The sequence below is a fragment of the Rudaea sp. genome (assembly GCF_036383415.1).
Classification (GTDB): Bacteria; Pseudomonadota; Gammaproteobacteria; order Xanthomonadales; family Rhodanobacteraceae; genus Rudaea.
In genome coordinates, this window is the sequence record NZ_DASVOK010000323.1 from 1 (window position 1) to 8,821 (window position 8,821).

7 protein-coding genes are annotated in these 8,821 nt (G+C 65.4%); 5 read left to right on the plus strand and 2 right to left on the minus strand.

The annotated features are described in order from the left end of the window. Positions 1-330 (minus strand): hypothetical protein (locus tag VF497_RS12265; RefSeq protein WP_330889090.1); only part of this gene is annotated, 330 nt, incomplete at its 3' end. 208 nt (positions 331-538) lie between these two features. Here VF497_RS12265 and mrcB point away from each other — a divergent pair. The 4 genes from mrcB to VF497_RS12285 all read left to right on the plus strand — a co-directional run bounded on the left by mrcB (position 539) and on the right by VF497_RS12285 (position 6,657). Further along, on the plus strand, positions 539-2,857 hold the full coding sequence (gene mrcB / locus VF497_RS12270; RefSeq protein ID WP_330889092.1) for a penicillin-binding protein 1B: 2,319 nt from the start codon (positions 539-541) through the stop codon (positions 2,855-2,857). Positions 2,858-2,902: 45 nt separating this feature from the next. Then, complete coding sequence (locus VF497_RS12275) at positions 2,903-3,427, plus strand: tetratricopeptide repeat protein (protein WP_330889093.1); 525 nt, start codon at positions 2,903-2,905, stop codon at positions 3,425-3,427. A gap of 486 nt (positions 3,428-3,913) precedes the next feature. Beyond that, complete coding sequence (locus VF497_RS12280; RefSeq protein WP_330889095.1) at positions 3,914-5,845, plus strand: ATP-dependent DNA helicase; 1,932 nt, start codon at positions 3,914-3,916, stop codon at positions 5,843-5,845. Then, positions 5,842-6,657, plus strand: coding sequence for an aminotransferase class IV family protein (locus tag VF497_RS12285; RefSeq protein WP_330889097.1), 816 nt, complete (start codon positions 5,842-5,844; stop codon positions 6,655-6,657). Before VF497_RS12280 ends, VF497_RS12285 begins: the two co-directional genes overlap by 4 nt. A gap of 43 nt (positions 6,658-6,700) precedes the next feature. Here VF497_RS12285 and VF497_RS12290 read toward each other — a convergent pair whose 3' ends face one another. Beyond that, a complete protein-coding gene (locus VF497_RS12290) occupies positions 6,701-7,963 on the minus strand; it encodes a 2OG-Fe(II) oxygenase (RefSeq protein ID WP_330889099.1) in 1,263 nt (420 codons plus the stop codon). Positions 7,964-8,093: 130 nt separating this feature from the next. Between VF497_RS12290 and VF497_RS12295 the strand changes: the two genes are divergently transcribed. Next, positions 8,094-8,821, plus strand: a 728-nt coding sequence (locus VF497_RS12295) for an inner membrane CreD family protein (RefSeq protein WP_330889101.1), incomplete at its 3' end; no start/stop codon positions are given.

Here is an 8,821-nt window from a genome sequence, read left to right on the forward strand (position 1 = left end):
GCTGCGCCCGCCGGTCGCCAGCGGCGAGCGCGCGGCGTCGAGATTGTCGAGCGGCGAGGCGACGAGCACGTCGTCCGCGGCAAGTGCGTGCGTCAGGCGCGCGAACCAGTGCGGCGGCAACGAGGTGTTCGCGTACAGCAGGATCAGGTCGTCGCCCGGCCACGCACGCGCGGCGGCGCGCAGCGCTGCGTTGGCATCGTTGGAAGCGTCGTCGAGCGTGACATCGGCGCCGGCCGCCTCCGCGCGCACGCGCGCAAGCCAGTCTGCGTCCGCGGCCTGCGTACCGAACACGCACAGGCGCAGTCGGTTCGTGGAAGTCGATTGGGTCAAAGCAAAGTCCGTTGCGTATTCGAAGTGGCAGGCGCGGTCGTGCGGCGATCCAATGAACAGAAAACAGGATGCATCTGCGGAATCCGTGGCCAATTGTGGCAAAACGCCGAAATTATCGCGGATGCGGCGCGCAAAGTCATTGCGCAGGCTCGGCGTTCAGGCGGATCGGGTAGACTTTTGCCTACTTTCACCGAGCCTGAAGCGCGCATTGTCTTTTCTCTCCGGCCTGTTCCAAACCCTGGGCATCGTTTGGCGCTTCCTGCGCGTGCCGTTCTGGCTGGCCCTCGGCTTCGCGCTCGGCTTCCTGCCGCTGTACGTGCGCAACCTTGATGCGCAGCTGCGCAGCCGCTTCGACGATTTCTCCTGGGACGTGCCGAGCCGCGTCTACGCGCGTCCGCTCGAATTGCGCGCCGGTTTGCCGATGTCGGCCGATGCGCTGCTGCTCGAACTCGATGCAGCACGTTACGAGGCCGATGCGGCGGGGACGGGTCCGAATGCCTTCGCCGGGGCGGCGAAGGCGCCCGGCACGTACGCACGCAACGGCGCGAAGTTCGTCATCGCGCGTCGCGCCTTCGTCGACGCGCAGGGCGCGCAGAAGCAGCGCCGCGTCGCGGTCACGCTGTCGGCGAACGCGGTCGCCAGCGTCAGCGATGCGGATTCGGGCGCGTCACTCGACTATGCGCGCCTCGATCCCGCGCGCATCGCCACGCTCTACGGCGCCGAGCAGGAAGAGCGGCGCGTGGTCAAGCTCGAACAGCTGCCGCCGCTGCTCGTCGCCGGCCTGCAGGCGATCGAGGATCGCGAGTTCAAGCATCATCACGGCATCAACACGTTCGCGATCGCGCGCGCGATGCTCGCCAACCTGTTCGCCGGCCACGCCGTGCAGGGCGGCAGCACCTTGACCCAGCAGTTGGTCAAGAACCTGTTTCTTGACAACGGCCGCAACTTCTCGCGCAAGTTCAACGAGGCGATCATCGCGCTGCTGATCGAAGCGCGTTACGACAAGCACCGCATCCTCGAAACCTATTGCAACGAGGTCTTCCTCGGCCAGCAGGGCGGACAGGCCGTACATGGCTTCGCCGCCGCGGCGGAGTTCTACTTCGGCCGCGACGCGAAAGACCTCAAGCCGGCCGAGATTGCGCTGCTCGTCGGCATGGTCAAGGGGCCGAGCCTGTACGATCCGCGGCGCAATCCGGAGCAGGCGCTGACCCGGCGCAACGTCGTGCTCAATTCGCTGTTCGAGACCGGCCTGATCGATGCCGACACGCTCAAGTCCGCACGCGCGACGCCGCTCGGCGTGGCCGATACGCCGGGCTTGCCGCGCAATCGCTATCCGGCCTTCCTCGATCTCGTGCGCGCGCAACTGACGCGCGACTATCCCGACGCGCAGCTGCAGCGCGCCGGCCTCGTCGTCTACACCACGCTCGCGCCGTCGACGCAGGCGCTGGCCGAGCAGGCGTTGACCAAGACGCTCGATGGCCTCGGCAAGAAGCAGGCCGAGACGCAGGGCGCGATGATCGTCACCGGTGCGCGCGACGGCGAAGTGCAGGCGCTGATCGGCGCGCGCGATCCGGCTGATCCCGGCTTCAACCGCGCGCTCGATGCGCGCCGGCCGATCGGCTCGCTGGTCAAGCCGTTCGTCAATCTCGTCGCGCTCGCGCAGCCGGACAAGTATTCGCTGGCGACGCTGCTCGACGATTCGCCGGTGGACATGGCGATGCCGAACGGCTCGCGCTGGACGCCGCAGAACGACGACCACGAAAGCCACGGCAATGTGCCGATGATCGACGTGCTTGCGCATTCCTACAACCTCGCGACTGTGCATCTCGGCATGGCGCTCGGCCTGCCGAAGATCCGCGGGCTGCTCGAATCGTTCGGCCTCGACGCCGAAATCAATCCGAACCCTTCGTTGCTGCTCGGCGCCGTCGACCTGTCGCCGTTCCAGGTCGCGCAGCTCTACCAGTATTTCGCCGCCGACGGTCACGCGCTGCCGCTGCGCGCGCTGCGCGGCGTGGTCGATGCGCAGGGCAAGGCGCTCGCACGCTACGGCGTCAAGCCAGGCGCGGGCAACTACATCCAGCCGGCGCGCCTGGTCACGTTCGCGATGCAGGATGTGGCCGAACACGGTACCGCACATGCGATTTCCGACCAGGGCCTTGGCAATCTGCATGCTGCGGGCAAGACCGGGACCAGCGACTCGCAGCGCGACGCCTGGTTCGCCGGCTTCACCGGCTCGCATCTCGCTGTCGTCTGGGTCGGCCGCGACGACAACAAGGTCACCGGCCTGTGGAGCTGGAGCGGCGGCGTCGCCGCGTGGGTCGCGCTGTTCAAGAAGCTGCCGAGCGCGCCGCTGGACGTGCCGATGGACGGCATCGAAATGGTCACGGTCAATCCGCAGTCCGGCCAGCGCACCGACGCGCAATGCACCGGCGCGCGCCAGCTGCCGTTCATGGCCGGCTTCGCGCCGACCGAGACCGATCATTGCATGATGCAGGAAATACGATCGATTTTCAGCGGAAACCCGTAAACTATCGGGCAGCCGCCGGATCGAATTCCGCTTCAGGGTATACAAATGAAATTTTTCCAAATTGCGATTGCCGCCGCCATTTGCAGTGCGCTGCTTGCCGCCTGCTCCCAGCCCGCACCGCCAGCCAAGGCTGCGGCCAAGCCCGACCGCGATCCTGTCGCTGCGGTCACCGCAATCCGTGCCGCCGGCGCCAAGCTCGAATCCGCGGTCGAGGTGAAGCCGCTGCGCGATCCCGCGGTCGACGGACTGCTCAAACAGGCGCGCGACCTCGAGGCGCAGGCGCAGCCGGCACAGGCGCTCGAGTCGGTGCGCAAGGCCGAAAAAATCGGCGGCGCGACGCCGGAAGTCCTGCAGTTCGAGGCGGAATTGCTGATCCAGCTGCGTGAATGGCGCCAGGCCGGAGAGGTCGCGCAAAAGGCGTTCGACGCCGGTCCCAAGGTCGGCGCGATCTGCGCGCGCAATCAGCAGACCCTGATCGAGACGCGCAGTGCGCTCGGTGACGCTGCCGGCGCCGAACAGGCACGGGCGCAGGTTACGGCGTGCAAGCAAGCGGCGCCGGCGCGTTATTAACACGTCGGCGCTGCGCTTGGCTTCCGCCCGTCATTCCAGCACTAGCTGGAATCCAGCTTTTGCCTTCGATTGTTTTTGGAGCAAAAGCTTCCACTCGCCTTTCAGGCGAGCGGGTAACTTTTCTTTGCTCGTGCGAAGAAAAGTCACCAAAAGAAACACGCCCCAGAGCATTGCGCCCGGCGCGCATCCTGCGCGCCGGGTTCGCGTCAGCGGCCGGGTTCCGTTGACAGCACATCCGTGTGCTGGCAACGGAATGCGCGCGATCCATCGCGCGCACCCCTGCGGGGCCTCTTCGTCCGCTGCCGCCGCAATGCAATGGGGACCCGGAGAAGCTAAGGCAGCGCGCTCCTGCGCGCAGAAGCCGAGGCAAGAGCAAAAAAGTAACCCGCTCGCCGAAGGCGAGTGGAAGCTCTTGTTTCTAAATCGAGGGCACGAACACAAATTTGCTCGATTCTTGAATGATGGGCAAGAGCGGAGCGCGACGGCATGATGGTCAATAGCCAATCCGCGCGCGAACTGCTCGGCCCCGATGGCCCATTCGCGCATGAAGTGCCGAACTTCGCGCCGCGCGAGTCGCAGCAGGTCATGGCCGAAGCGGTCGAGGAGGCGATCGCCGAGCGCGAGACGCTGATTGCGGAGGCCGGCACCGGCACGGGCAAGACCTTCGCCTATCTCGTGCCCGCGTTGCGCTCGGGCAAGCGGGTCATCGTGTCCACCGGAACAAAGACGCTGCAGGACCAGTTGTTCCATCGCGACCTGCCGCGTGTGCGCGCGACGATCGGGGCGCGGTTGAAGACCAGTTTGCTCAAGGGGCGGGCAAATTACCTTTGCCTGTACCGTACCGACCAGGTCGCGCGCGACGGGCGGCTGACTTCGCGCGAACAGGTCGCGCATCTGCAGGCGATCCGTGCCTGGGCCAAGCGCACGGGCTCGGGCGACCGTGGCGAGTTTGCCGAGGTGCCCGAGGATTCGCCGCTGTGGCCGCGCGTGACCTCGACCGCGGAGAACTGCCTCGGCGCCGAGTGTCCGATGTTCGGCGACTGCTTCGTGGTCAAGGCGCGGCGTGCGGCGCAGGAGGCCGACCTCGTCGTCGTCAACCATCATCTTTTGTTCGCCGATCTCGCGATCAAGCAGGAAGGTTTCGGCGAGATTCTTCCGGGCGCGCAGGCTTTCATCCTCGACGAAGCGCACCAGATTCCCGAACTGGCCGGCGTGTTCTTTTCCACGAGCATCACCTCGCGCCAGATCACCGAACTCGCCCAGGACGCGCTGGCCGAATGCGCTTCGGTCGCCGGCGCACTTGCCACCTTGAAGGAACCGATCGAGGCGATCGCGCCCGCGCTGCGCCGCACGCGTCTCGCGCTCGACAAGCTACCGGTGAAAGGCGCGTTCGCGCTGATCGAGAACGACAGCATCGCGCAGAGCGAGCTGCATGATCTCGAAGACGTGCTGAGGAAACTCGCCGAAGTGCTGGCGCCGCATGCGGAACGTTCACGCGGGATGGATTCGTTGCAGCAGCGCGCCGAAGGTATCTGCCAGCGTCTGCATGCGGTGCTCGACGGCGCCGCACACGACGCGGTGCACTGGTACGAGCTGTTCCAGCAAGGCTTCTCGTTCCACGCGACGCCGCTCGACCTGGCGCCGCCGATGCGCACGCTGCGCGAAGCCTCGCACGCGAGCTGGATCTTCACTTCGGCGACACTGTCGGTCGCTGGCGATTTCCAGCATTTTTCGCGTCAGCTCGGCCTCGATGACCCGGTGCGCCTGAGCCTCGACAGCCCGTTCGACTATGCGCGCCAGGCCCTAGCCTACGTACCGAAAGGGCTGCCCGATCCGAATGCATCCGACTACACCGATCGCGTGATCGCCGCCGCACGACCCGTGCTCGATGCGGCGCGCGGACGCACGTTCCTGCTGTTCACCTCGCATCGCGCGCTGCGCCGCGCGGCGGAACTGCTCGCCAATTCCACGTTTCCGCTTTTCATCCAGGGCACGGCGCCGCGCCACCAGCTGCTCACCGAGTTCCGCGAGTCGGGCAACGGCGTGTTGCTCGGCGCGGCGAGTTTCTGGGAGGGCGTCGATGTCGCCGGCGAAGCGCTGAGCTGCGTGATCATCGACAAGCTGCCGTTCGCCGCACCGGATGATCCGGTCCTAGTCGCACGCCTCAATGCGTTGCGCGAGAACGGCGCCAATCCTTTCTTCGACTGGCAGGTGCCGGCCGCGGTGATTGCGCTCAAGCAAGGGGCGGGGCGGTTGATCCGCGATGTCGCCGACCGCGGCGTGCTCATGCTCTGCGATCCGCGCCTGACGACCAAGGCCTACGGCAAGCTGTTCCTGCGCAGCCTTCCGCCGATGCCGCTGACGCGCGAGCTGGGCGACGTGCAGCGGTTTTTCGACGTCGCGACGGTTCCCGCGTGAGCTCCGCGACGTTTCCACGCATCGAATTGAACGGCGAGCCGGCAAGTGTGGATGACCTGCGCCACCTCGTGCAGACCAACTACGGTCACTTCACCGCGTTTCGCGTGAAAAGCGGAATGGCACGCGGCCTCGACTTGCATCTCGATCGCCTACAGCACGCGACGCGCGAGCTATTCGGCAGCGAACTCGATCGCGAACGCGTACGCGCATACCTGTGCCACGCGGTCGCCGGCGAGGCGCGCGAATTGTCGGTGCGCATCAACGTCTTCGCGCGCGCGCTCGACCGCGAGCGCCTCGATCAGCCGGTCGCAGCCGATGTGCTCGTGATCGTCGCGCCCGCATCGAGTCAGGTGCTCTCGCCACTGCGGGTGAAGTCGTTCCTCTATGCACGGGATCTGCCAACGATCAAGCACGTCGGCACGTTCGCACTGTTCCAGCATCGCCGCCTCGCCCGCCAGGCGGGTTACGACGATGCATTGTTCGTCGACGCGGACGGCCGCATCAGCGAAGGCTCGATTTGGAGCATCGGTTTCGTCGACCGCGACGGCGGCATCGTCTGGCCCGACGCGCCCCAGCTTGACGGCGTTTCCATGCAATTGCTCAAGGCGGGTCTCGCGCGTGCACGCATGCGCAGCGTCACACGCGCGATCCAACTTGCGGAAATCGGCGAATTCCGCGCCGCGTTCTTCACCAATGCCGGCGTGCCGGTGCGACAGATCGCCTCGATCGACGATCACTCCTTCACAATCGACGGCGCGGTGATGGAAGAACTGCAGCGCGGTTACCTCAGCAATACATTGCAGCCCATTTAGCGGGTCGATTCATTGCACGCTCGCAAGATTCCCGCACATGCGATCAATGCATCACACGTGCCTCGCGCAGCATCCAGGCGAGTTCGCGATTGTCACCGGATTCGCCACGTTCGGCCGGCACGAAATGCGCTGCCGCATCGATGCGCAGCGCGACCCGGGTTCCGGCGGCGCGCTTGAGCTTCAAGACCAGCGTCGAGTGCGAACCGCGTGCGATATGATGTTCCCAGCGCCGGCCATCGACGTCGATCGTCAGCACCTGATCGCGGGCCAGCTGGGCGGGCGCAGTCAATTCGATTTCGAGAGCAGTGAGCATCCGTTGCGGCACGAGCGACAGCTGCAACTGCGATGAAACCCAGCCGTCGTCCCACATGCCTTGCGGTGATGCGTCCTGCGTCACATAGCCCTGCATCGGCAGGCGCCAAGCCACGCGCGCCTCGTCCAGGGCGCGCTTGAGTATGTCGATCTGACCGCTGTCGTGCTTTTCACGCTCGTACAGATACTTCAGTTGCCCACGCAGATGGATGAAGCGCGCGCGCAGCAGATTGATGTCAGCATCGTCGAGCACACGTCCCGCATTCCAATCCCGCGGCATGCCGTCGGGAACGTAGACGGTAGCATGCGCCGGCGCGGTTTCCGCCGGCGGGCGTTCCTTCGTGTACAGGTATATTGCGAACGACTTGCGTGAGATTGTTTTTCTATCTGCGGGCAGGCGGATCTCCTCGAAGCCATGCCATGACACCTCATTCGTCTCGAAGATCACCGCGCGATTGAACAGCGGAAGAACCGACAACTTGTGGTTTGCCGCGGCGTTCCACGGATCCGAATGCAACTCAAGCGCGCCGCCCCAGGTTTGCTCCCATTCGTGGTTGAGGTAGACGATCAGGTTAAGCCGCCGATGCGTGTTCGTGCGCGGGTGGTAGTTGAAGTCGACATGTGTGGCGAGATTCTGGCCGTCGCGGTTTTCGTGCGTGCCGCCGCCGATGTAGTCCGCGTCGTAGAGCAGGTCGGGAATGCCGGTGACCTTCGACACGTAGCCGAGAAATTCCGACGTCTGCAAAAAAGCATCGAGTTCGCGGTAGGTCGGCGACAGCTCGCGCACGCCCATGCGCACGGCCTTGCCACCGACCTCGCCCATCTCGTTGAGTGCGAAGCGGTCCTCGAAGCGCGGGAATTCGTCGAGAATGCTTTGGCAGAACGCCGGGTCGAAAAAGTCGTCCACCACGACGTGGCGGAAAGGCTGCGCATCGCGGAAGCGGAGCGCCAGTTCATCGCGCGTCTGCAACGCGCTCGCTGACATCAACGACATCGGAAATACCCCCTGTGAATTCGGTCGGTCAGATTGCGGTCAGCGTCCGACCGCAAATTGCCCGGACCGGTTCATTCTATTGCTTGTTGCGCGGGTTGTGATGACGTTCGGGATTCTATGGAGACGGACCATGGCGTTGAATTTTCCGCAATCGATCACGTTCAAGGTGCTCGGCATCGGGTTTCTCGCGCTGCTGATGCTGATTCCGCTCGCCCAGGTGCAGAGCCTGATCGGCGAACGCAGCGGACTGCGCGCGCAGGCGCTGGCCGACATCGCGCAGCGCTGGGGTGCGGCGCAAAACGTCGGCGGCCCGGTGCTCGCGATCCCCAAGCGTGTGCGCGTGCAGACGTCGAACGGCTGGATCACGCAGGACAGCACCGAGATCCTGCTCGCCGACCGGCTCGACATCGACGGCACGATGGCAACGGAGGTACGCAGCTACGGCATCTACTCGACGCCGGTGTACACGGGCGAATTGAAAATATCCGGGCAGTTCCTCGCCCGCGATCTGCACGCGCTCGAAGGACGCAGGAGCGCGCCCGACGAGACCCGTGAAACCACATATCTGTTCGATCGCGCTGAGCTGCGCCTGCCGCTGGCCGACGTGCGCGGCATCCGCCGCATCTCGGCGCTGAAGATCGATGACGGCGAGTACGCGTTCGGCCCCGCCAACGGCAGCGGCGCGCTGCGTGCGATCGCGCTGCCGATCGATCTGTCCGGTTGGCTGAAAGCGACCAAGGACGACGAAGCACATCGCTTCGAGTTGAGCCTGATCCTCGCTGGCACCGGCAGCCTGCAGTTCCTGCCGCTCGCGCGCCGCACCGAAGCGCGCCTCGCCGCGCCGTGGCCGAATCCCGG